The sequence below is a fragment of the Bacillota bacterium genome (genome assembly GCA_012837285.1).
In the GTDB taxonomy this organism is placed as follows: Bacteria; Bacillota; DTU030; order DUMP01; family DUMP01; genus DUNI01.
Genome location: DURJ01000017.1, coordinates 1 through 23527 on the forward strand (window position 1 = coordinate 1; position 23527 = coordinate 23527).

22 protein-coding genes are annotated in these 23527 nt (G+C 52.8%); all 22 read right to left on the reverse strand.

The annotated features are described in order from the left end of the window. A partial coding sequence (locus tag GX016_00935; GenBank protein HHT70127.1) for a reverse transcriptase-like protein occupies nucleotides 1-706 on the reverse strand: 706 nt, incomplete at its 3' end. A gap of 79 nt (nucleotides 707-785) precedes the next feature. Continuing rightward, the gene (locus GX016_00940; protein ID HHT70128.1) at nucleotides 786-1895 is read right to left on the reverse strand and encodes a Nif3-like dinuclear metal center hexameric protein; all 1110 of its coding nucleotides are present in this window, start codon (nucleotides 1893-1895) and stop codon (nucleotides 786-788) included. After that, entirely contained in the window at nucleotides 1858-2541 is a 684-nt protein-coding gene (locus GX016_00945) for an SAM-dependent methyltransferase (GenBank protein ID HHT70129.1), read from the reverse strand. The genes GX016_00940 and GX016_00945 overlap by 38 nt, the downstream gene beginning before the upstream one ends. A gap of 67 nt (nucleotides 2542-2608) precedes the next feature. Then, nucleotides 2609-3709 (reverse strand): RNA polymerase sigma factor RpoD, encoded by a 1101-nt coding sequence (gene rpoD / locus GX016_00950; protein ID HHT70130.1) that lies wholly within the window; start codon nucleotides 3707-3709, stop codon nucleotides 2609-2611. Further along, nucleotides 3693-5567, reverse strand: coding sequence for a DNA primase (locus GX016_00955; protein HHT70131.1), 1875 nt, complete (start codon nucleotides 5565-5567; stop codon nucleotides 3693-3695). Before GX016_00955 ends, rpoD begins: the two co-directional genes overlap by 17 nt. A 124-nt stretch (nucleotides 5568-5691) precedes the next feature. Further along, nucleotides 5692-5997, reverse strand: a complete 306-nt coding sequence (locus tag GX016_00960) for a hypothetical protein (GenBank protein ID HHT70132.1) — start codon at nucleotides 5995-5997, stop codon at nucleotides 5692-5694. Nucleotides 5998-6075: 78 nt separating this feature from the next. Next, nucleotides 6076-7086: a deoxyguanosinetriphosphate triphosphohydrolase gene (locus tag GX016_00965; GenBank protein ID HHT70133.1), complete on the reverse strand. Its 1011-nt coding sequence runs from the start codon at nucleotides 7084-7086 to the stop codon at nucleotides 6076-6078. 65 nt (nucleotides 7087-7151) lie between these two features. Next, nucleotides 7152-9794 carry a pyruvate, phosphate dikinase gene (locus GX016_00970; GenBank protein ID HHT70134.1) on the reverse strand — a complete coding sequence of 881 codons (2643 nt, stop codon included), beginning with the start codon at nucleotides 9792-9794 and terminating at the stop codon, nucleotides 7152-7154. After that, nucleotides 9791-10612, reverse strand: coding sequence for a kinase/pyrophosphorylase (locus GX016_00975; protein ID HHT70135.1), 822 nt, complete (start codon nucleotides 10610-10612; stop codon nucleotides 9791-9793). The genes GX016_00970 and GX016_00975 overlap by 4 nt, the downstream gene beginning before the upstream one ends. 13 nt (nucleotides 10613-10625) lie before the next feature. Beyond that, entirely contained in the window at nucleotides 10626-11252 is a 627-nt protein-coding gene (locus tag GX016_00980) for a helix-turn-helix transcriptional regulator (GenBank protein ID HHT70136.1), read from the reverse strand. Nucleotides 11253-11384: 132 nt separating this feature from the next. Further along, entirely contained in the window at nucleotides 11385-13469 is a 2085-nt protein-coding gene (locus tag GX016_00985; protein HHT70137.1) for a glycine--tRNA ligase subunit beta, read from the reverse strand. Next, complete coding sequence (gene glyQ, locus GX016_00990; protein ID HHT70138.1) at nucleotides 13466-14350, reverse strand: glycine--tRNA ligase subunit alpha; 885 nt, start codon at nucleotides 14348-14350, stop codon at nucleotides 13466-13468. The genes GX016_00985 and glyQ overlap by 4 nt, the downstream gene beginning before the upstream one ends. Before the next feature lie 169 nt (nucleotides 14351-14519). Beyond that, nucleotides 14520-15278: a DNA repair protein RecO gene (gene recO, locus GX016_00995; protein ID HHT70139.1), complete on the reverse strand. Its 759-nt coding sequence runs from the start codon at nucleotides 15276-15278 to the stop codon at nucleotides 14520-14522. A gap of 17 nt (nucleotides 15279-15295) precedes the next feature. Then, nucleotides 15296-16192, reverse strand: a complete 897-nt coding sequence (locus GX016_01000) for a GTPase Era (GenBank protein ID HHT70140.1) — start codon at nucleotides 16190-16192, stop codon at nucleotides 15296-15298. Next, entirely contained in the window at nucleotides 16189-16599 is a 411-nt protein-coding gene (gene cdd, locus GX016_01005) for a cytidine deaminase (GenBank protein ID HHT70141.1), read from the reverse strand. The genes GX016_01000 and cdd overlap by 4 nt, the downstream gene beginning before the upstream one ends. A 19-nt stretch (nucleotides 16600-16618) precedes the next feature. Continuing rightward, nucleotides 16619-17662, reverse strand: a complete 1044-nt coding sequence (locus GX016_01010; protein HHT70142.1) for a DUF3048 domain-containing protein — start codon at nucleotides 17660-17662, stop codon at nucleotides 16619-16621. Nucleotides 17663-17665: 3 nt separating this feature from the next. After that, nucleotides 17666-18757, reverse strand: coding sequence for a DUF881 domain-containing protein (locus GX016_01015; protein HHT70143.1), 1092 nt, complete (start codon nucleotides 18755-18757; stop codon nucleotides 17666-17668). A 130-nt stretch (nucleotides 18758-18887) separates the two neighbouring features. Beyond that, entirely contained in the window at nucleotides 18888-19259 is a 372-nt protein-coding gene (locus GX016_01020) for a diacylglycerol kinase family protein (GenBank protein ID HHT70144.1), read from the reverse strand. Between the two features lie 16 nt (nucleotides 19260-19275). Then, complete coding sequence (gene ybeY, locus GX016_01025) at nucleotides 19276-19734, reverse strand: rRNA maturation RNase YbeY (GenBank protein HHT70145.1); 459 nt, start codon at nucleotides 19732-19734, stop codon at nucleotides 19276-19278. A gap of 18 nt (nucleotides 19735-19752) precedes the next feature. Next, complete coding sequence (locus tag GX016_01030; GenBank protein HHT70146.1) at nucleotides 19753-21837, reverse strand: HDIG domain-containing protein; 2085 nt, start codon at nucleotides 21835-21837, stop codon at nucleotides 19753-19755. A 3-nt stretch (nucleotides 21838-21840) separates the two neighbouring features. Further along, nucleotides 21841-22809 carry a PhoH family protein gene (locus tag GX016_01035; GenBank protein ID HHT70147.1) on the reverse strand — a complete coding sequence of 323 codons (969 nt, stop codon included), beginning with the start codon at nucleotides 22807-22809 and terminating at the stop codon, nucleotides 21841-21843. Next, nucleotides 22796-23527: hypothetical protein (locus GX016_01040; protein HHT70148.1), on the reverse strand; the 732-nt coding region annotated here is incomplete at its 5' end. The genes GX016_01040 and GX016_01035, both read right to left, overlap by 14 nt.

Consider the following 23527-nt stretch of genomic DNA (forward strand, 5'->3'; position numbering starts at 1 on the left):
CCTCCACCACCCCGGTAGCGCTCTTGGAAATAAATACGCTATCACCTGTCTCGAGGGCGAACTCAGCACCGCCTGCCGTTAGGCGGCCCTTTCCCGACAAAACATGGGCCACAACATCCACTGGGGTCTCTTGATAAGGAAGCCTCTGGCCCGGATTGATCATCAGTCGATGCAAGGCTAGCGGTGGAACAGATAGTAACTGCCACCTGGAACCCCAAGGAGCTATCTCTGTCTCTTTGGGGGACATCTTCACAACTCGTATCTCTGCCCCCTTGTCGGTGGCTTTGGTTGTGGCAGCTGTTTCTTGCTTCCTCAAATCCAGTACTTCATTGGCCAATTTGTCGGCAGAAGTGGTTTGTTCTCTGGGCACGTGGGTAAGAGTAACCTGGGCGAAAACTCGGATCATGTTCCTGGCTTGGTTATTAAGCGTTACTAGGCCAGGATGCCTTACACGGTAAGCCCCCTCCATTTGTTTAACCAGGAGTTCTGAATCGCTGTAAACAGATATTTCTTGAGCGCCCAGCCTGTCTGCTTCCTTCAGTCCTCGGAGCAATGCTTTGTACTCAGCCACGTTGTTAGTGGTTTCACCTATATATTCACCTATCTCCGCTAGTACTGTTCCATTCTCGTCCGTAACTATAACCCCTATTGCCGCCGGCCCCGGATTGCCGCGCGAAGCACCGTCAATATGAAGGATCAGTTTCATGTTGGTCTTCACCCCACTCTAAGCTGAAAATGGCTCCATGTCCAGTTAACACCTGCAAACAGCGGCAATCTGATCGGCATCACAATGTCCGGGAGATATCCGCTGCAGTGTAAGGATACACAACTACACCGTGATCCCTGAGCTTGGTCCTTAAATAATCAGCCAGCATGAGAATCACCGGATTCTCCGTCCCGGCATGGCCGGCATCGATCACAGCTAAGCCCAATAGATCCGCTTCCTGGGCGGCGTGATATTTTACGTCACCGGTAACAAGTACATCTGCTCCGACGGATCTGGCCCGGCGAACCAAGGAAGAGCCGCTGCCACCACAAACAGCCACTTTCTTGATCTTCTTGTTCTCATCCCCCACAACTGTCACTGCCGCCAAAGCCAGGGTTGCCTTGACCCGGTGGGCAAACTCAGCCAAGGGTAAGCTCTGGGGCAATTCCCCCACGCGCCCCAGACCGTAAAGCTTCCCTTCCCGAGCCAGAGAATATACATCGTAAGCCACTTCTTCATAGGGGTGAGCCGATAACAGCCGGCTAACAGCTGCTCCGAGCCGCTCCTCCGACACTATTGTTTCCAGGCGCAATTCGTCCACATATTCCAGCTTCCCAGCCTCACCGATGTAAGGGCTGGTACCCTTGCGGGGCAAAAATGTACCGGTTCCAGCTGTCTGAAAAGTGCAGTGGCTATAGTTACCGATCCAACCGGCTCCGACGGCCGCTAACGCTCGGCGGACATTTTCCACGTGTGACGGCGGAACAAAAGTTACTAATTTATACAGCTTTTGCCTCCTACCGGGAACAAGAATCTCCGTATTCATCAGCCCCAATTTTTGTGCCAGAACAGCTGACGTTCCTTGGGGCGCATGGTCTAAATTGGTATGAGCCGAAAAGACCCCTACCCCGGCCTGAAGAAACCGAGCCACTAAATTTTCTGTGGGCAAATCCAACCGCAGATGTTTTAACGGTTGAAAAAGCAGCGGATGATGAGTGATCAAAAGTTCCGCTCCCAATTGCTCGGCCTTGGCCAGTGCCCCCGGGGAAGGGTCCAAAGCCACGGCTACTGTGGACACCTCGGCCTGGCTATCTCCTACCTGCCAACCTGTATTATCCCAGTCCTCGGCTAGATTGCTCGGAGCCAGTTCTTCAATTAGGCTGATCACGTAACTTGCTTTCACAGTCATGTAGAATCTCCCTCCAAGCGTGAATTCTACGGCTGGCCAACTCACAGCGTGCCTTACCGGAAACGCTTTTTTCAGCCTCAGCTCGCACTTGTTCCTCTTGTCCGATCTTGAAAGCCAGATATGCTGGCAGCAGCAAGTCCGGTTTAGCGACTAAGTAGGGTCCGATTTCCAGTAACTCCTCGGCAAAAGTGGGCATCGTCCCGGAAGTGGCCGCCATAATCACATAAAAGCGTCCCCTCTCAACTGCCAGCGTCTCGTCGGTAAGGGTTAGCCCTAGCTCCGGTAAGCGCCGGCGCAGTTCGCCCGGGTTGGTCATGGGCTGGAGCAAAAAAACCTGGGCCGAAGCGGCCACCTCCGGTGCCAGGGCAATAATATCTGCTATGGTTTTTGAACCTAACCCGGCAATAACCAGCACCTGAACTTCTCCCGGGGCCAACACTGTCAGACCCGATCCTAATCGAAGGTCAATTCTATCTTCCAGCCCGGCGGCTACCACTGCCTGCCGGGCTTTAGTCAAACTGCCAGGGCTGGCATCAGTGGCAATACACCATGGTGCCCGCCTTGTTTGTATCAGGTGTATAGGCAAATACGCATGATCGGTGCCAATATCAGCTACCACCGTCCCGAACGGGACAAGATCGGCCAAGGTTTGTAGTCGCGGCGGCAGCTGGGGTTTAAGACCGAAAACAGAAGGCAGGGTTCTTCACCTGCCTTTAGTCGAGAAAGTCTTTCAGCTTCTTGCTGCGACTGGGATGACGAAGCTTACGCAGGGCCTTAGCTTCAATCTGGCGGATACGCTCCCGGGTAACGCCGAAGGTTTGGCCTACTTCCTCCAGGGTGCGGGCTCGGCCATCTTCAAGTCCGAACCGAAGCCGTAACACCTTCTTCTCGCGCGGCGTAAGCGTCTCCAACACTTCCTCCAGTTGCTCCCTGAGGAGCGAGAAAGAAGCTGCATCGACGGGCGAAGGCGCCTCTTGGTCTTCAATGAAATCACCCAGATGACTATCTTCTTCTTCACCGATTGGTGTCTCCAGTGAAACCGGTTCTTGGGCAATTTTCATAATTTCCCTTACCCGTTCCACACTAATTCCCATCTCTTCGGCAATTTCTTCCGGTAAAGGATCGCGCCCTAGCTCCTGCAACAACTGACGCTGCACTCGCACCAAGCGGTTAATTGTCTCTACCATATGCACCGGTATTCTGATAGTTCGAGCCTGGTCAGCAATGGCGCGGGTAATGGCTTGACGGATCCACCAAGTGGCATAGGTACTGAACTTATAACCCTTGCGGTAGTCAAACTTCTCTACCGCCTTCAACAGGCCTAGATTCCCTTCTTGAATCAAATCCAGAAACAGCATACCGCGACCCACATAACGCTTGGCAATACTCACTACCAAACGCAAATTGGCCTCGGCCAAACGCCGCCTGGACTCCATATCATCTTGCTCTATGCGCTTGGCCAGCTCAACTTCTTCCTCTGCTGTCAACAGCGGTACCCGGCCAATTTCTTTTAAATACATTCGCACAGGGTCGTCGATGGCGACACCCTCAGGAACCGAAAGATCTACTTCTACTTCTTCTTCCTCTTCCGGTTCATCTTCTGCTACCAGGGATTCGACATTGCCGCCTTCGTCACTCACTTCAATTCCAGCTTCGGCTAGCACCCCGTAGACGCGGTCGATCTGTTCGGGGTCCAGATCTACGTTTTGCAAAGCGTCCATAATCTCGGCATAGGAGATGGTGCCGGTCTTCTTGCCTTTTTTCATGAGCTCAGACAGACCTTCAATAGCAAATATGTCATCCTTTTTCGGCATGTCTCGTCCCCCCTTCCATCCAGCCGTCCCTAGAATTCCTTCCTGGGCTCGGTTGCTTAAGTAGAACTTCTTGGTGGTGTAAATCAGCCAACCTACGTATTAAATTCGCGCTATCTTCGTTTTTCCCTGCTCTTTTCCCCGAATTAATTTCCCGCCTTAAAGATCCAATCTCTTTCTGCACCCACATAAGCTTGAGGCGATCAGCAAAATGAGCTATCAAAACTGCCGCGTCACCAGCCGGCACCGGTTGAACTGCCAGCTCGGCCAAAGCATCACGTGCGCCCTGATCTGGCAGCCGATCCTGGAGGCGGGACAAAGAAAAATCGCTGCCACCTTGTTCGAACAGCGTCAGCATAGCTCTCATTACTACTGCCTGGGGTAAGCTACTCAGCCAGTCTTTCGAGATGCTTTCGGCAATGGTCACCCTTGTCTCAGGGCAATTAAGAAACAAGCTGCCAAGACCTAACAAAGCACCGATTTCGGCCCGATGCGCGGCCGGGAGCAAAGACCGTTTGGCCTTGGGCCCGGTTTTCTGGCTCCTTGAGCCTCTTTCTTGGCCACGTCTCAACTGCTGAACTTGGGTCTTGATCAGGTGTTGTTCCAGATTCAGGCTTTGAGCCACCTTTTTGGTATACTCTTCCCGTTCCACCAGGTTTTCTATACCTGCCAAGTGAGGAACCATGGCCTCGGCCACAGCCAGTCGTCCTTCTAAATTGCTGGTATCGTGTCTTTCTAGCAAGCGTTGGAAATAATACATGGGAATGGGCAGGGCGTTATCTATCAGCGCAGCAAAGGTTTGGGCTCCGTCGCTACGAATAACATCGTCCGGATCCTTACCTGCCGGCAGTGCCAAGACACGAACTTGGCACCCGCTGTCACGGGCCAAATCCAGCCCGCGTACTGTGGCTGCCTGGCCGGCCGTATCAGCATCATAGGCAATAAGCACATTAGTGGTTAGGCGCTTCAGCAATTCCAGCTGCTCTTTGGTCAGCGCTGTTCCCAGGGAAGCTACGGCAAAATCAAAGTCGAACTGGTAGCAAGCTAACACGTCTAAATAACCTTCCACAATCAGCACTACATCTTCCCGCTCAATGCCGGAACGAGCCTGGTCCAGGGCATAGAGCAAGCGGCCTTTGCTATAAATAGGAGTCTCGGGTGAATTCAGGTACTTTGGTTCCCCGGGCCCCACCACTCTACCCCCAAAAGCAACCACCCGACCCCTAAAATCACGGATCGGAAACATCAGCCGACCTCGAAACCGGTCGTAGGCGCCATCCCCCTTCGGGCGTGGTATAGCCAGCCCGGCTTTTACTGCTGTACTCGCCGCCACTCCATGTTGCTGGAGGTACCTAAGTACACCCTCCCAGTCCTCTGGGGCAAAACCTAAGCCAAACTTTGTTGCTATATCTTCATTGATACCGCGGCGCTCAAGATACGCACGGGGCTGAGCTCCTAACTGCCGGTGCTTGAGGCAGGACTCGTAGTACCGCTGAGCCAGCTCTCCGGCATAGTACAAAGCTTGGCGCTCCAGTTCACGCTTTTCCGCCGCTGGACTGCGCTGTGGCAGCGGTAACCGCGCTCGCTCGGCCAACAGACGCACCGCTCCCGGAAAATCCATCGCTTCCCGTCTTTTGATAAACTCAAACACATCTCCGCCCACATTACACCCAAAACAATAGAACATTTGCCGCTGGCGGTTAACAGTAAAAGACGGCGTGTCTTCGCTGTGAAACGGGCAGAGCCCAACAAAGTTCTGCCCTGTTTTCTTTAAGCGCACATAATCGCTGATTACCGCCACTATGTCAGAGGCGGCGCGTACTTCTTCCACAAAGCTCTGGGAAAATATCCTTCCATTCATCTTACTTCCCACCTACCTGTCTCCTTATGTTCGTCAGATAGGCAGGATTTCCTGCTTTTTGTCCCCAGGCCTCTTGATAAGCATTTTCATTTGTTAATTATGCCCGTGGTACTGGGAAAATATTCTAACGGCCGTTGAAGCAAGTATAGGTGGAACACAGTTGGCAGTAATCTAGATCAGGCAGGATAAAGTCTAACTTGGTACAGTGCAGCACCACCACGCTGTTTTTGCCTTGAAAAAACCGTTTCACCGGTTCTAAATAAAGGCAATGCTCTCCGGCCATCAGCCCCGGTATCGGACAGCCATCACAAATCGAGCCTTTGCCGTCATCCTCGGCCACAAATTCCACCTCCCCGGCCAGGCAACGGTAATGAGAACCGGCTGGCCCCGTGGGAGCAGTACAAATACGGTAACTGCAAGTCGGTCTCACCGTCGCTCCCCCTTTCGCCTCTAATCTCATCTAAGAGCATCTTATGGCTTCCAGGAGGGGAATATGTCGGGGTGACAGTCAATCCCAATACAAACCGTTACCAAAGGACCGGGGAAAGAAGTGGCGCAGAAACTCCCCCTTAGCGAAACGGTCGGTCATGCCGGCAATGTAATCGCACGCTGCTCGTTCCATTTTCCCACCGGACACCTCGGTATACTCTTTAGGCAATTGCTCCGGGTGGGTTAGAAAGTAAGCGTACAGCTCTTCTACCAAATGCCTGGCCTTAGCCTCATCTCTCTTGGCCTCTGAACCGATGTACACCCGGTCAAACAAAAACTGACGCAATCTGTCTGTGGTCCGACCCACCTCAGGGCTCATTTGAATCTGGTTGCCGTCCCTACTGGTCTTAATTACATCGCTAACCATGGTATTAATGCGTTGACTATGTGAGTGCCCAAGTGCTTGAAGTAATTCCGGAGGCAGATCGCCGGGAGTAATAATCCCGGCTCGGAGTGCATCATCGATGTCGTGGTTGATATAAGCGATGCGGTCGGCCCAGCGCACGATCTGGCCTTCTAAAGTAGCTGCCCAGCGGGGACCAGTGTGGCTTATGATTCCGTCTCGTACTTCGAAGGTTAGATTCAGGCCCCGGCTCCCTTCTAGCACATCCACCACCCTTAAACTTTGCTCATTATGGCGAAAACCTCCGGGAAAGATGTTATTCAGTGCTTCCTCGCCTGTGTGGCCAAACGGAGTGTGCCCCAGATCGTGTCCCAGGGCGATGGCTTCAGTTAGATCCTCGTTCAATCTCAGGGCTCGAGCGATGGTCCGAGCTATTTGCGCCACTTCCAAGGTGTGAGTCAGTCGCGTACGATAGTGGTCACCTTCGGGAGAAATGAATACTTGGGTCTTGTGCTTTAACCGTCGAAAAGCTTTGGAGTGAATGATCCGATCTCGATCCCGCTGAAAAGCGGTTCGCACGCTGCATTCTTCTTCCGACCGCGCTCGTCCGCGACTCTGGGCTGCCAGTTGAGCCAACGGTGACAATTCTTGGGCTTCGAGACTCTCGGCCTCCTCTCGAATCAGCACACCCTTACCCCCTTCGGTGGCTCCGTGTGAAAAGCCCGCGCTCAGCGCGGGCTTTGCTCCGCCTTTTACTTACGGTGCAGCAGCTCTGCTCGTGCCGCTGCCAGTCTGGCGATGGGTACCCTAAATGAAGAGCAGCTCACATAATCAAAGCCGGCCCGGTGACAAAAATCGATGGATTCAGGATCCCCGCCATGTTCACCGCAAATACCGATGTGAAGCTGTTGATTGACTGAACGCCCTTTTTCCACTGCTGTGGTGATAAGCTGACCCATTCCTTCTTCATCCAATACAGCAAAGGGGTTCTCTTGGAGAACCTTCTTTTCCAGGTAAACCGGCAGGAATTTGCTTTCGGCATCGTCGCGGCTAAAACCAAAAGTGGTTTGAGTTAAATCATTGGTGCCAAAAGAAAAGAAATCGGCCTGTTCAGCAATCCGGTCAGCGACTAAGCAAGCTCGTGGCAGTTCAATCATAGTACCCACTTTGTAATCGAACTTAATACCGTCGCGCTGCATTATCTCTTCTGCCACCCGAACTACAAGCGCCCGCATCATTTCCAGCTCGGCCGGAATACCAACCAGCGGAATCATGATCTCGGGATAAACCTCTACGCCTTCTTTGACCAGCCGACTTACAGCGGCGAAAATAGCTCGGGCTTGCATCTCGTAGACATCGGGAAAGCTGACCCCTAACCGACAGCCTCGATGGCCCAGCATAGGGTTAAATTCAGTCAATGAGCGGACTTTCCGCAGCAGATCCTGCAACTCTTCCAGACGAGCCGGATCCTTCTGGGCAACCCGAAGCTCAGTGATTTCCACCAACAACTCTTCCGCTTTGGGTAAAAACTCGTGTAGCGGCGGATCTAGCAAACGAATAGTCACCGGATACCCGGCCATGGCTTTCAGAACACCGTAAAAATCCTCCTCTTGAATCGGAAGCAACCTGGCCAGGGACTCGCGCCGGCCCTCCGGCGTATCGGCCAAGATCATTTCCTGAACAATAGGTAGGCGCAACGGCTCCATAAACATATGCTCGGTCCGGCAGAGTCCGATACCGGCGGCACCAAATTGCCGGGCCTGGATCGCATCGCGTGGATAATCGGCGTTTGCTCGTACGCCTAAAGTTCGAACTTCATCCGCCCAGGAGAGAATCGTCTCAAAATCACCGGTAAGCTCCGGCTCAATCATAGGAGCGGCACCCATAATAACGTGCCCGGTGGCACCGTCAATAGTTATGAGATCGTCTTTCCTGACGGTTTTGCCGTCAACAATAAACAGTTCCTTCTCAGCATCGATCTTGATGGTTTCACAGCCACAAACGGCCGGTTTGCCCATGCCGCGAGCAACCACCGCCGCATGGCTGGTCATGCCGCCCCGACTGGTGAGCACCCCTCGCGCCGGGATCAAGCCGTGAATATCATCAGGGGTAGTTTCTGTGCGTACCAAAATAACTGCTTCGCCGTTATTGCCTCGCATCTCGGCTTCATCTGCCGTAAAAACCACTTTTCCAGTAGCCGCTCCGGGAGAGGCCGGTAAGCCGGTGGCCAACACTTCAATCTCAGCGTCAGGATCAATCCGCCGATGCATAAGTTGTACCAGCTGGCCCGGATCTACTCTAAGTAGTGCTTCCTCCTTAGAGATCTTACCTTCCCGCACCAGGTCCACCGCTACCTTAACTGCCGCCGCGGCCGTACGTTTGCCCGAACGAGTCTGGAGTATATAGAGTTTTCCTTCCTGGACAGTGAATTCGATATCCTGCAGTTCACGGTAATGCTCTTCCAGCAACTCCGCTGCCCGCCGAAACTCAGCATAGATTTCCGGCAGCTCATCTTTAAGATGGACTATCGGCTCCGGCGTCCTTATGCCGGCCACCACATCTTCCCCTTGGGCATTCATTAGATATTCCCCGTAAAGTACGTTTTCGCCGGTGGCCGGGTTACGGGTAAAAGCCACCCCTGTGCCCGACGTTGGCCCCATATTGCCAAAAACCATGGTTTGGATGTTCACAGCCGTACCTAAATCATCGGGAATTTTATTGAGACGACGGTATACTTTGGCCCGCTCGTTATTCCAAGAATCAAATACCGCCTCGATAGCAGCCAGAAGCTGGGCGTGGGGATCTTGTGGGAAAGCCTCACCCACATGATCAGAATAGATGTTCTTAAACTCCTGCACCAGAGCCTTCAGATCATCCGCGGTAAGGTCCGTATCCAGATCAACCCCTTGATCTGACTTAAGGTCGGCCAAAGCCTGCTCGAATTTCTCCCCGGGGACCCTCATGGCCACATTACCAAACATCTGGATAAACCGGCGGTAGCAATCATAGGCAAACCGTTCATTCCCCGTTCTTTCTGCCAGGCCTTCTACACTGGCATCGGTAAGGCCAAGGTTCAAAATCGTATCCATCATACCCGGCATAGATACCGGGGCTCCGGAACGCACTGACACCAACAAGGGATCGGCTACGTCTCCAAATTTCTTCCCCATGACTTGTTCCAGATACCGAATGCCGTGCCGGATCTGGTCTTCTAAGCCCTCGGGAAGCTGACCACCCTGACGATAAAAAGTAATGCACGCTTCGGTGGTTACAATGATACCCGGCGGAACAGGAAGTCTGATTCCGGTCATCTCAGCCAGGTTTGCTCCTTTGCCCCCTAATAGGTTTTTCATCCCAGCGTTGCCTTCGGCAAAAGTATAGACAAACTTGGTCATAGGATTTCCCCCTTGTTGATTAATTGCATAATCTTAGTCGCGACTTCTTCCACAGCCATGTTGGTAACATCCAGGACCGGGCAGCCTAGTTTTGCCATAACTTCTTCAGCAAAAGCAACTTCTTGCGCAATTCGGTCCGGACTGGCATAGTCCGCATTCACTTCCAACCCCATGGTTCGGAGCCGCTCCTGCCTGATTTCCACCAATTTGTCCGCCGACACTGTCAGACCGATGATTTTGTTCGGCGGAAGCGCAAACAGTTCTTCCGGTGGTGATATGCCTGAGACTAAAGGAACATTAGCTGCTTTGATTTTTTGATTGGCCAGGTACAGAGACAACGGGGTTTTGGAAGTCCGGGAAATACCTATAAGCACAACATCGGCCCAAGCAAAACCGCGAAAATCCTTGCCGTCATCAAACCGCACCGCAAATTCTACCGCTTCTATGCGCTCAAAATAATCTTCGTCCAAGCGATGCATCAAGCCCGCCTCCAGCTTGGGCGGCCCAGGCATGATTTCGCCCAGGGCTCCCAATACAGGACCCATCACATCCACTGCTGTAAGCCCGCGTTTTTTCGCTCCTTCAGCCACTGCCTGACGCAGCTCCGGCAGGACAAAAGTATAAACCAAAATACAGTTCATCCCCTCAGCCTCACGGAGCACTTCTTCCACATGGGTCGGTTCGGCCACGAACGGTATCCGGCGCACTTTTGCCGGCGGTGAACCTTCAAATTGGCTTACAGCCGCCCTTACCACCAATTCGGCCGTCTCTCCCAGCGAATCCGAGAGGATGAAAACCACTGGGCGCTCTTCTTTGATACGTCATCCCCCCCTAACTGATCTTTTCACCAAGCTCCGAAAACAACTTGGTGATGGTGCTTCTGGAAATGCGGCCAAGTAACTCTTGCTTCTCACCGGTGTCACCGGTTGGACGTACCACTGGCAGAACTTCTACCCGGTAAACAGTGAGTCTTTGAGCCGCAGTAAAAACACTCTCTTCCGGGGTTACAGTGATAACTTGGGACACGCGGGTCATAATAAGTCCCACCGGGACATTATTAAGATCCGTCCGGCCCAAGCTTAAGCGAAGCAGATCCCGACGGGAAACAACACCGGCTAAGAAGCCTTCTTCATCCACCACAAACACCGTTCCCTGATCCTCAAGCATCATAGTAACCAAAGCATCGTAAGCTGTAGTACCAACAGAGACTACCAGCGGTGCTGCCTTCACATCCCCAACTGTGAGCTCCTTAAGATAAGATAGAGCTTCTACCTCTCCCTCACCTATGTAGGTATAACCTACCCGAGGTTTTGCTTCTAAGATGCCGGCCATGGTGAGAATGGTAAGGTCAGGACGTAAGGTGGCTCGGGTCACTTCCAGGCGGTTGGCTACTTCCTCGCCGGTAATCGGGCCCTCGGATTTCACGATAGCCACTATATGCTTTTGTCGTGCCGTCAGTTGAATGACGCATCACCCTCCCCCTTACCGTTTTATGGCTGTTCCCGGCCTGGTAATTCGAACCATTACAGTGGATAATTCTCCCTGTGCAGAAAAAATCCTCTTTTTTTCCGCCCAGGGTACTATCTTTTCTTAGGTTTCAGGCACCAACCGGCTGAAATCAGCCACGGACAATGCTAAGTCGCGAACCTGTCTGAGTAGAGCCAACCGATTGGCACGGACTTTCTGATCCTCCACCATAACCAGCACATCGGTAAAGAAACGATCTACCGGCAGCGCTAAAGTGGACAACTGTTCAATAGCTTCCCGGCCGCGATCCTGCTTTAGCAGCTTCGGTACCTCGGCTCTAAGCCCTGCGTAGTGCTTATACAAATCGATCTCAGCCGATTCCGTCAGCAATTCCGGACAGAGCTCCTCTTCCCCAGCCTGCCGAGCCAAATTACCCACCCTGATAAACGCCTGGAGCATATCGGCAAAAAACGGTTCCTTTCTTAGTCGGGTAATGAGCTCCGCTCGACGATAAGATTGGCTGGGGTGATGCGGTAGCACCGCCAGGACAGCGTCCGCCACATCGTAGCGCAAGTTCTTATCTTCTAAGACTATACGCAACCTCTGGGTAAGAAATTCATCAACCTCAACCGTCACTTCGCTGGCCGGGCGAGGCATAAGCTTCTGCTCTTCGTATGAGGCCGTGGCTCGGCTCACCAGTTCGGCCAGAGATACATCTAGTTCCTGATCCAGAGTAATGTTGACCGAACCGGTGCCCAGCCGCCGCAGGCCGTAAGGATCTTCGGAGCCAGTTGGAATCAGGCCGCGGCCAAAACAGCCGACGATGGTATCGATCTTGTCGCTAAGTGCCAGTAAAGCGCCGCTCAAAGTAGCCGGAAGTTCATCGCCGGCGAACCGCGGTAAATATTGTTCGGCAATGGCCTGAGCCACCACTGCATGCTCCCCCGACAGCAGAGCATATTCCCGTCCCATCACACCCTGCAGCTCAGGAAATTCGTTCACCATGTTAGTAGTCAGATCAGTTTTGGCCAAATAAGCAGCCCGCTCCACAAACGAAGTGCTCGTTTCATCTAGCCTTACCTGTTTGGCTAAGAATCGAACTAAAGACATCAGCCGCTGGCTCTTGTCATATAGGGTACCCAAATCCTCCTGAAAAACAATCTGTCTTAATCTCTCTACCCGGTCGGCTAAGGCTGTTTTCTGATCTTCTTGGAAGAAAAAGCGCGCATCAGCCAGTCGAGCCCGTAGCACTTTTTCGTTGCCTGCTCGTACAAGATCCAAATGATCAAAAGTGCCGTTTCGAACAGCGATAAAGTAAGGTAGCAGGTCTCCTTCCGGATTAACCACCGGAAAATAGCGCTGGTGATCCTTCATGGGGGTCACAACGGCATCGGACGGTAGGGTTAGGTATTCAGGAGCAAACGAACCCATAAGGGCGGTAGGGTATTCTACCAAAAACATTACCTCTGTAAGCAGGTCTTCCGTCCACAGAACCCGTCCATTCACTTTTTGGGCCAGTTCATCTCCCTGTGTTCGGATCACACTCTTACGTTCTTCGGGAACCAGGACTACATATCCTTTTTCCAGACAATTAAAATAATCTTCTGTGTTCGCTACTAGAAACGGTCCGGGAGCCAAAAACCGATGGCCGTAAGTATAGCAATCGCTCTTGATACCATCCAATTCAAACTCCACCGGCTCAGAACCAAACAGGGCCAGCAGCCACCGAATAGGACGGACGAATTTGAGTTCTCGGTTGCCCCAACGCATGGGTCGGGGAAAGGACAAGCTGCGGATCAGGGCCGGCAATTCCCGGGCTAAGACCTGTTGGGCCGGGCGTCCCTGTTCGCTTTTGGTGGCAAAAACATACTGGCCCCCGTCTACTGTACGCACAACCAGTGCCGAAAGTTCTACCCCTTGGCTTCGAGCAAACCCTTCCGCCGCCCGGGTTGGTTGGCCGGAGGCATCATAGGCCGCCTTAGCCGGTGGCCCTTTTACTTCAGTTACTCGTGCCGCCGTTTCTTCAGCCAGGTCTCGCGCCACCAGCACCAGGCGCCGCGGGGTCCCAACTGTCTTCACTTCAGTGAAGCTCAGCCGCTTATCCGCTAACATGTCCTCAGCCAATTCTTTCAGTCGAGCCAGCGTCTCCGGCATCAGACGGGCCGGTATCTCTTCGCACCCAATTTCAACCACCAGATCTCGGCTCATACTGCCGCCTCCTTTCGCGGGAGCAGGGGGAAGCCCAGCTGTTCCCGTTTAGCCACATAAGCATGAGCACATTGCCGCGCTAACACCCGCACCCGGCCTATATAGGCGGTACGTTCAGTCACACTGATGGCTCCCCGGGCATCCAGCAGGTTGAATGTATGCGAGCACTTGAGAATGTAGTCGTAAGCTGGCAAGACAAGGTCTTTAGCCAGTAAGCGAGCTGCAATGCGCTCATAGGAATCAAAGAGCATAAACAACGTTTTGGGATCAGACTCCTCAAAGTTGTAGTAGGAATGCTCCACCTCGAACTGATAGAAAATATCCCCATAGGTAATGTCGTCCACCCAGATCACATCAAAGACGTTATCCTTTTCTTGGATAAACATGGCAATCCGTTCCAAGCCATAGGTGATCTCCACTGATACCGGACGCGCATCCAAGCCGCCTATCTGTTGGAAATAAGTAAATTGGGTAATCTCCATGCCGTCGAGCCATACTTCCCAGCCCATGCCCCAGGCACCAAGCGTCGGTGATTCCCAGTTGTCCTCAACAAAGCGGATATCATGTTCCAAGGGATTTAGCCCTAATGCTGCCAGGCTTTTCAGATAAAGCTCCTGAATATCATCGGGCGAAGGCTTCATAATCACTTGAAACTGGTGGTGTTGGTAGAGACGGTTAGGATTCTCGCCATAGCGGCCATCGTTAGGCCGCCGGGAAGGCTCCACATAAGCCACGTTCCACGGTTCGGGGCCCAAGGCCCGCAGGAAAGTGGCCGGGTTCATGGTACCGGCACCCACTTCAACATCGTACGGTTGCTGCAATACGCAGCCGAGTCCCGCCCAGAATTCTTGCAGTCTAAGAATGATCTCCTGGAAGTTCACGACCAGCCCTCCTTAACGTTACTGATAAAAAAATAAAGCTCGGATCCCCCTCGGCCACCGTCTCGCTTGCGGGTTCTCGCCTCCCCCGCTCTCTCTTAGCGCCGTCAGTGCCGGTTCCCTTCACCGTAGCTCACACTAATGGATAATGTAGCAAATCCCAACAGGCCTGTCAACTTTTGCTGGTGGTCTCTTTCACCAGAGCCAGAAAGGCGGCGGCCTTCACATCCCGTCCCAGTTGCGCCCTGATGAGGCTGACAGTAGTATCCTTGAGCTCAGTTCGCATCAGGGGGGAAACGCGCAACTTTGTTGCCCGATCAAACGGTGTCTTGAGCAAATAGTTGAGGGTGGCTAAAGTGCCCGGAGTAACCGTAAAGGCATCGGGGTCACTGCAGCGGCACCGACCGCATAGGGCACCACCATGAAGCACACTGAAGCCCGTCCCCTCTTCTAACGGTCCACCACAATTGACACATGCTCTAAGCTCCGGCCCATATCCCAGTCGGGCCAACAAGCCTACTTCCACTGCCCGCAAAACAAGCTCTAAATCCTCACCCATGGATAAAGCCTGCAACACTGCCAGTAAATACGGAAACAAGTCTCCCTTGGGCTCTCCTTCTTCCGTCAGGACGTCCAATAATTCCAATACATAAGCTCCGGCTGCAGCCTTAACCAAGTCCTCCCGGATCTGACGAAAGGACTCCACAATTTCACACTGGCTGATATTGTCCAGCCCTTTATTGGCAAACAACAAATAGTCGCCATGAGTAAAGAGTTCGACCCCAGCGCGCAGGCGGTTACGCGGGCGCCGTGCTCCTCGAGCCACTGCGCGCACCTTGCCGTGTTGGCGAGAGTACAACGTCACCAAGCGATCGGCCTCACCCAGATTTCGGCTCCGGATCACCACCGCTTCTAGATTATATAAAGACAATGTTCGGACTCTCCTTATTATCGATCGAAATATCCCAGCTCATGCAGCGACTCTTCCCGATCACGCCATTCTTCTTTGACCTTGACCCAAAGATCCAGATACACTTGTCGTCCCAGCAGTTCCTCAATGCCCTTTCGGGCCCTCTGTCCAATCGCCTTTAGCTGCCGCCCCCCTTGTCCGATTATAATTCCTTTTTGAGATTCTCTTTCTACTAACACTGTAGCTCTAATATAAAACGGCGCCTTTTCTTGCCGATCTGCCATTTCTTCGATCAGGACCGCCACGGAATGGGGAACTTCATCCCAGGTAAGGTGTAACACTTGCTCCCGGATAAGCTCAGCCACGGCGAAGCGCTCTGGCTGATCGGTAACCATGTCCTCCGGATAAAACTGCGGTCCCGCCGGAAGGTATTTGGATATTATCTCCAGCAGTAACGGCAAATTCTTTCCCTTTAAGGCCGAAATCGGTACGATCTCCGTGTAGTTGGCCAGTTGGGAATAATTATCTAACGCCAGGATCGTTTGTTCGCGCTTCAAGACATCTACTTTGTTTACCGCCTGCAGTACCGGCAGATGAAGATCGGAAAAGCATGAGGCAATATAGCGATCGCCAGGGCCAATCGGCGCCCTGCCATCCACCACATGAACTACCACATCCACTCCGGTCAGAGCCCCCTGGGCCACCTTAACCATATAGGACCCTAATCGGTTCCGTGGCCGGTGTATACCAGGCGTATCAACGAAGACAATTTGACGCTTCTCATCGGTGTAAATCCCCTGAATACGGTTCCGGGTGGTTTGAGGTTTGTCAGTTACTATGGCGATTTTCTCCCCCACCAAGCCGTTAAGCAGCGTAGATTTACCCACATTTGGACGCCCCACTAAAGTTACAAAGCCACTCCGATACTCGCTCATGTGCTATCCTCCGTCAAATGGGCCGGCCCGAAGGCTCGGGGTAATAATTCCTTGAGTGTAGCTGTTTCTACCGCTCCACTGCTTCCGGTTAAGTACAGGATAAGATCGGGCACAAACTCCGCTAACACTTGGCGACAAGTGCCACAGGGAGAAGCCACATCTTCTCCTGAGGCCGCCACCGCCAAGGCCACAAAGTCTCTTTCCCCGGCGGAAACGGCCTTAAACACTGCCACCTGCTCGGCACAAACTGTGGCCCCATAAGCGGCATTCTCAATATTGCAGCCGGTAAATATTGCCCCTGAAGCCGTCCGCAGGGCTGCCCCTACCCGGTAGTTGGAATAGGGAGCATAGGCCTGCTCCCGCGCTGCCCGGGCCGCCGTCACTAATTCCTGCTCCTTCTGGTTCACCTATTTTTCCCCCTTGCCACTACTCCCAAGTTACCTCTGCTCCATGCGGTAATACTTCAATCCAGCTTTGACCCCTAATCAGCCGGATGCTCTGACCGTTTTTGTCTGTCCAACTGGTGGGTTCGGTACGGCTGCGTTTAGACCAATTCAGCTCGTAAGTGACACCTTGTTGAAACATCCGACCGCCGCCTTGCCCGACCAGTTTCATATCCAGCCGGCCTTCCGCATCCAACACCTTGGTACCATCCACAAATTGCACCAATACGTTCTTGGCTACCAATTGCTGCCCACTGTTTTCATCTTGTTGGGGTTTGCCGTTTACAAACCGGGCATACCCGCCGGCAGCTTCGTCCCACCTATATTCTACCACATAGTTAGGCGAAAAACGCAAAGCGGCCTTCTTTGCTCCGGGTCCCAGAGGCTGACAGTTATCATCGTAAAAACTGAACTGTACCGGTGAGGGAGCGGTTAGCAAACCGCGGCGTTCCAGCTCGGCAAACAGGCGCTCGGTGCTAGTATAGACATTATGAGGCTCCTTTTTCGTCCGGACGCGCCAGTACACCTGGGGCAGGTAAAACTCATTCAGCGATATCACTTTTAGACTGCTAATATCCTGCTTGGCTTGCGGGCTATAGCCACAATGGCTGTAAGCAGCATTGAACTCCAGTGCTTTGTCCAAGAAATAGTGCCGGGCACTGCGCACCGATCCCAGCAGCGGCGCGTCCTGATGTAAGAACACTGGCATCAAACGGGTAATTCCGCCTTCAGTGAGGATCTCAAACACAAGACAGGCTTTATCCAGGCCTGAAGGCTCTGCCAGTCCCGGGATATTGCCTATCATCACTGCCAACGGACGCCGCTCAACTAATTCCGGGTCGGTAACAGGAAGGCCGTCCAACGGACAAAAGAATTGCTCCTCTGTCTCGCCTGGTGTTTCTTCCTGGCCATCGCTTTCCTCGTTCGGTTCTCCCGGTGGAGTCGGTTGGCGCCGGCAACCAACGCCCAGTGACAACACTAGCACCAGAGCCACACTCAAAGCAAACCATTTCTTTTTCCGCGGCACCGTCTATCCCCCCACAATGCTACTTTCTTCATACGCCGGCAAAGCAATATCGGTTGCCTGCTCAACCTCCAAGCGAATACCGGAAGCCTTGAACTGAGCTCGAATCAAGTCCAAGCTGCTATCTAACACTTCGGAATCTCCCAGAGCATATATAGTTACCGGATTAACAGCAATCGGTTTTTGGTTAACCAAGATCACCGGACCAGCACAGCGGATTGATGAAGTGGTAACCAGCCGCTGGCTGTTGATTGCTACCCCGGTGGCCCCGGCGGCAAACAGCTCGTTCACAATATCGCGCACATCAAAGTCGTGCACAATCTCGCCGATACCGGCACTCCCTTCAGCATCATATAAACGAATGATGATGCCACTACCGCTAAACGGAGCCAAACCGGCACTGGCCTTAATTTCTTGCAATCTGGCCCGCAGGGCATCAACTTCTTTTTCGGCGTGTTTCAGGCGCTCTAACACCGACACTGGTGTAACCAAACTGGCCCGTCCGTCCACCACCTTCACTTCCACCACTTGCCCCGGTAGGGCTAGCGACTTACTGTCTTTCAGCCGCTCTTTAGTTTCCGGTGACAACAACCGAGCCGGATCGTCTATCTCCAACCCCTTTTCTTCACTTCTGGTAATAGTGATGGTGGCTTCACCCATCATGTTGGGCAGCCGTGGGTCTTGGCGAATAAGAGATAATAGCTCTTCCCGATGCAAATTCTCTTGTTCTCTTAGAATAATGTCTTGTGTCTCTCGCCCAAACCGCAGAATCACCTGCGCCACTTGTTCCGGATTACCGGCTTGCCCCAATTCAAATTCGAACTTTGCCAACGCCGCCCGTACCGCCTGATTCTGTTCCACTCCCAAGTCTCGTGCTATTCGTTGGCTGTAATCTACCAACAGCTTACCGGCATTCTTCGCTACCTCAAGCGGCAGCGCTTGGTGGGGTAATTTTAGATAGCCTGTGAGTATCCCCAGCACCACGCTGTTGACAATAAGTAACATCAATACTAGAACTACTAAAATCTTAAGTGATAATGAAGCTCTCTCTGAAGAGCGCACTACTTTCTGATCGGCCACCTTCGGCACCGAGCTCACCTTCCCCTCTCATCCCGGTCCGGATCTAGTCTCTATCTTGTCAGAGTCTAAGGGTTTTATCTCTCCACCCTGGAGCTGATCTGTTCCCAGTCCGCCTTTAAGTATGCCATAGCCCCTGGTTCGAAACAAGCTACCGACAGGAAAAAAACTGAAGCAACCGGGGGCCAAACAAAAAAACGCCCGTAGCGACCGCAGCCATGGCCGTTACCAATACAGCGGCTGCAGCTACGTCCTTGGCCCGCTTGGCCAGGGGGTGGTAGCACGGCTCATGCAGATCGATCACTGCTTCGATAGCAGTATTAATAAGTTCAGCCGTGATTACCAAGGCAATAGTCAATACAATCAGTGCCCGCTCGATAAAAGTAAGCGCTAATACATGGGTCAATAGCAAAACCGCCACTGCGGCTACACTATGTCGGCGAATATTGCCCTGGGTCTGCCAGGCCCAGCATAAACCGGCCCAGGCAAAACGCAGGCTTTCCGAAAAAGGGCGGCGAGCCACTTGAGCCACCTCTTCCTTAACGACTTAACCCTAAGGCAGTCAGAATCGCTTCCTGTCTGGTTCGCATTCGTTCCTCCTCGATGCGCGTCTGATGATCATAACCCAGTAGATGTAATATGCCGTGGGTGAGAAGAAAAGCCAGCTCCCGTTCGGCACTGTTACCATACTCTTTAGCCTGCAGCACAGCCCGCTCGACTGAAATCACCACATCTCCCAGCAGTTCTTGGTCTACCGGTAGGGGTAGATGATCATCCCCCTCGCGCAAAGCAAACGACAGCACATCGGTGGGGGCGTTGATCCCGCGCCAGATTCTGTTTAGCTCCTGAATGCCGGTGTCATCCACCAACAACACACTCAATTCAGCTTCGGCCGCTCCCTCCTGCTTTAGTGTTTCTTCCCCGGCCTGCTTGAGCAATTGCAGCCACTTAGGAGCTACTGCCAAGTCTTTTCCATCTACGCTGATTACAACAGGCATATCAGCCAGCCCCCTCGCTCAAATCCCTTTCTCCTTGTCTGGATATGGTACCCGGTGATGATAGACACCGGTTAAAACCTTGGCAAAGACTGCTGCCGCCCGATCCAAGTCCCTTAGGGTCAAATCGCTTTGATCCAACTGCCCATCATCCAAGCGATCCTTGATTACTTTTCTAATCAGACCTTCTATTTTACCGGGCGTGGGATCGGAAAGAGACCGTACAGCCGCCTCTACCACGTCAGCCAACATCACCAAAGCTGCTTCTTTGGTTTGTGGTATGGGGCCGTCGTAGCGAAAGCTGTCTTCCGGTACAGTGCCCTCGGCACCGGCAGCAGCTCGGCTGTAAAAATACGAAACCAGTGTGGTCCCGTGGTGTTGCCTGATGATATCTCTAATGGCCAGGGGTAACTTGTATTCACGGGCCAGCTCCAACCCTTCCTTGATATGAGAAGTAATAACCAGAGTGGACAGGCTGGGGCTCATTTTGTCATGAGGGTTAGAAGCCAGCAACTGGTTCTCAATAAAAAACTCAGGGCGTTTTATCTTGCCCACATCGTGATAGTAGCTGGCCACCCTGACCAGCAGAGCATCGGCACCCACAGCATCGGCTGCCGTCTCAGCCAGATTGCCCACTAGAATACTGTGGTGATATGTGCCCGGTGCCTCCAGCAGCACCCGCTTCAGCAAGGGGTGATTGGGGTTGGCAAGCTCCAACAACCGCACTGGAGTGGTAATGCCAAAAGCGCTCTCGATAAAAGGTAACAGGCCGATAGCCAGCACCGCTGCCAGCAGGCCGTTTATGATACCGGCAAAGCTATCTACTAGCAATTCCAACGGTTTAGAGGCGGCGATCAGCCCCAACGCCCAGGCCACACAAAGATTTGCTCCGCTGACAAACAATCCGGCGCGAGCCAGATCGCTGCGCTGGCTGACTTTTTGCACTGCTAAGATACCGGCCAAGCTACCGACAACCGCTTCCACGGCTAAACCAAGTTCGGAACCGGCCATAATAGCAGACAAAAGAGCCAGCTCGGCCGCTGCAAGCACAGCTAGCCGACTATCTAACAAGATAGCCACCAACAGGGGCCCGGCCGCAGCCGGGAAAAACTTGGCGGCGGCATCCACCGGTATCAGCAAGAATATCCTTCCTAAAGCCAGCGTTCCCACCGCCACTGACGCTAACAGCAGCAACAGTTTATAACTTTCTAAGACCCTCGGGGTCAAAAACTGCAGATAGGCAGATGTGAGCAGCATCAAGAAGCCCACCACCAGGGCTACACCCAATACCGCTGTCCAATGCGTACGCTGATGCAACAGATCCAGCGCCTTTAGCATCTGTAAATGTTCGGTGGTAATAGGATCGCCTTCGCGAACGATCACTGTGTTTTGCCAAACGGTTTTCTCCACTGGCTGAATGCTATCACGAGCTTCTTGTCGGCGCCGCTCGGTAGCTTCATGGTTATAAACCAGATTCGGTTGAAGAGCAGCATCACCCATAACATGTAAGATCTGCTTAAAACCGGCTGATCCGCTATCTTCTTCTATCTTTTCCACTAATGTCGCCTTTACCAGGGGCAAATCCGTTTGCCGCACGCCTTTGTCCATCAGAGAGCGCACCAGCTCCGGTGCCCTTGATTTTAGGTTGGAGAATTCTTCTTCGCTAAGATCGAGCATAGCCGCTTGAATGTCCACCGGTAGGGGGAGCTGAAGATCCAACCCTAATTGCTCCAGCTTCTCTTCCCGGGTCAGGGATGCATTGCGTACTCTGTCCGCTCTTTCGAAAGCTGTTTCCAAGCTCTCCAGCGATTCCTGTAATACACTGATATCAGGATCATAGACAGGCTCCACTAATTCCGCCACATTGGCCCTAAGCTGCTCGGTCTTCTCTTCTTCCTCGTACTTCACTGTCTTGTGGGCCGTGATCTTGCGTGGGGCCGGCTGACCAACCGTAAGCTGTAGTTGTCGGGGCACCCACTGCAGACTAACCAGTAAAGTAAGTAGTAGAAAAGTGACGGCTACTAGGGTTAGACGCCGCCCAAATTCAGGGGAAATCAGAACTGGGAATCTTGAGTGTTGGCGTTGCTGCATAAAGGGCAGCCCCATGCCTTATTCCTCCTCGCCTGTAGCCGGGCCCTGGTGCTCCTTTTCCTTCTCCCAAGTCTCGTAGGCGGCGATAATCCGCTGTACCAACTCGTGCCGGACCACATCCCGGTGACTGAAGTAGACAAAGTCGATTCCTTTTACGTCTTTTAGGACAAAGCGCACTTCTTCCAGACCGGAAAAGCAGCCGCGCGGCAGATCCACTTGAGTAATGTCACCGGTAATCACAGCCTTAGAGCCAAAACCCAATCGGGTCAAAAACATCTTCATTTGTTCCGGGGTAGTGTTTTGCGCTTCGTCCAGCAAGATAAAAGCATCGTCCAACGTTCGCCCACGCATGTAAGCCAGTGGCGCAATCTCAATAATGCCGCGGTCAGCGTACTTTTGATACGTATCCATTCCTAAGAAGTCGTATAGAGCATCATGCAAGGGGCGCAGATAAGGATCTACTTTTTCCTGCAGGTCGCCGGGTAAAAATCCTAGTTTCTCCCCTGCTTCCACTGCCGGCCGCGTAAGCACAATGCGGCTAATTTCGCGACTGCGAAGAGCTTTCACCGCCATAGCCATGGCCAAGTAGGTTTTGCCCGTTCCCGCCGGTCCGATACTAAACACAATGTCATACTTGTTGATAGCCTCGATATATCGCTTTTGCCCTACTGTTTTGGGTTTCACGGCTTTGCCGCGATGGGTGACCAAAATAGTGTCTTCCTCAGCAGGATCCAAAACCGTCCCTTGACCACGCTTGATCATACTGGCTGTAAACTGCACATCCTGAGGGGTAATCAAATTCCCTTCCAGGGCCAATGTCTTCAGTTGCTCCAATACTTGGGTGGCCTGCTCCACCGGTTCTGCAGCCCCTATTATAGTAACTTCCGTACCTCTAGGCACCAGTCGGATCGGAAACTCACGTTCCAAGCAGCGTAAATTAGCGTCGAATTGACCGAACAAGCGCATCGCCTTGTCATGGTCGGTCATTGCTACCTTTCTCTCTAATTGTTCCCCCAATACCAATTCCTCCTTCACCTGTCCGGGGGTAATAAGGTATCGGCACAGCAATATCTTCCACCGCTTCTATTCTCACCCACACCCTAACGGGACTATCCCCGGGCTGAGACAAAACCTTCTTGTCTACCTGGGTGATCTGAGATCCTTCGTCCAGGTTCCGTTTTATCTCGGCCAATGCTTGCTCCGTAAGCCGCTTGATACACTCTGCTTCGGAGATTGTGCTCCTTGTTTCCTTCAGCTCGTAGTATGTTTTATCTATAACTTCGACGGGACCGCTGCTATTCCTCCAGGGCAGAATCTTTTTGCGCTGGTAGTCGGTCTCGAAATACTGAAAGGGCGCTACTTTAACCCCTCTTATTATCAATTCCCGACCTAAAACCCTGAGCATTCTGCTGCTAGCTGTGTTACCGGAACGAACCCAGCATTGTTCAAAAGTCTCGCCCTCGTGGTACGTTTCATGCCACACTCGAGCCAAAACCCGCCCCTTGGCTGGCACCGGCTGACGGCCCTGTTCGCCCAAAATAAGCACATCCCCGGCTTGCACCGAAGCCCCTTTGTTCACCAGCGCTTTTCCAACCAATACCAGCACATCCAGAACCAGGCCATTCTTCTTGGCTGCTAAATGGCCCGGCCGAACCAGTTCCGGCTGGGGCAACTTGGGAACCACTTCCAGCACAAATCTAGTCCC

Excerpts from the sequence above, each read along its gene's own strand:
- GX016_00940 (HHT70128.1), bottom strand. The coding sequence starts at position 1,895 with ATGACTGTGAAAGCAAGTTACGTGATCAGCCTAATTGAAGAACTGGCT.
- rpoD (HHT70130.1), bottom strand. The coding sequence starts at position 3,709 with ATGCCGAAAAAGGATGACATATTTGCTATTGAAGGTCTGTCTGAGCTC.
- GX016_00955 (HHT70131.1), bottom strand. The coding sequence starts at position 5,567 with ATGAATGGAAGGATATTTTCCCAGAGCTTTGTGGAAGAAGTACGCGCC.
- GX016_00970 (HHT70134.1), bottom strand. The coding sequence starts at position 9,794 with ATGACCAAGTTTGTCTATACTTTTGCCGAAGGCAACGCTGGGATGAAA.
- GX016_00985 (HHT70137.1), bottom strand. The coding sequence starts at position 13,469 with ATGAGCCGAGATCTGGTGGTTGAAATTGGGTGCGAAGAGATACCGGCC.
- GX016_01000 (HHT70140.1), bottom strand. The coding sequence starts at position 16,192 with ATGAGCGAGTATCGGAGTGGCTTTGTAACTTTAGTGGGGCGTCCAAAT.
- ybeY (HHT70145.1), bottom strand. The coding sequence starts at position 19,734 with ATGCCTGTTGTAATCAGCGTAGATGGAAAAGACTTGGCAGTAGCTCCT.
- GX016_01030 (HHT70146.1), bottom strand. The coding sequence starts at position 21,837 with ATGGGGCTGCCCTTTATGCAGCAACGCCAACACTCAAGATTCCCAGTT.
- GX016_01035 (HHT70147.1), bottom strand. The coding sequence starts at position 22,809 with ATGACCGACCATGACAAGGCGATGCGCTTGTTCGGTCAATTCGACGCT.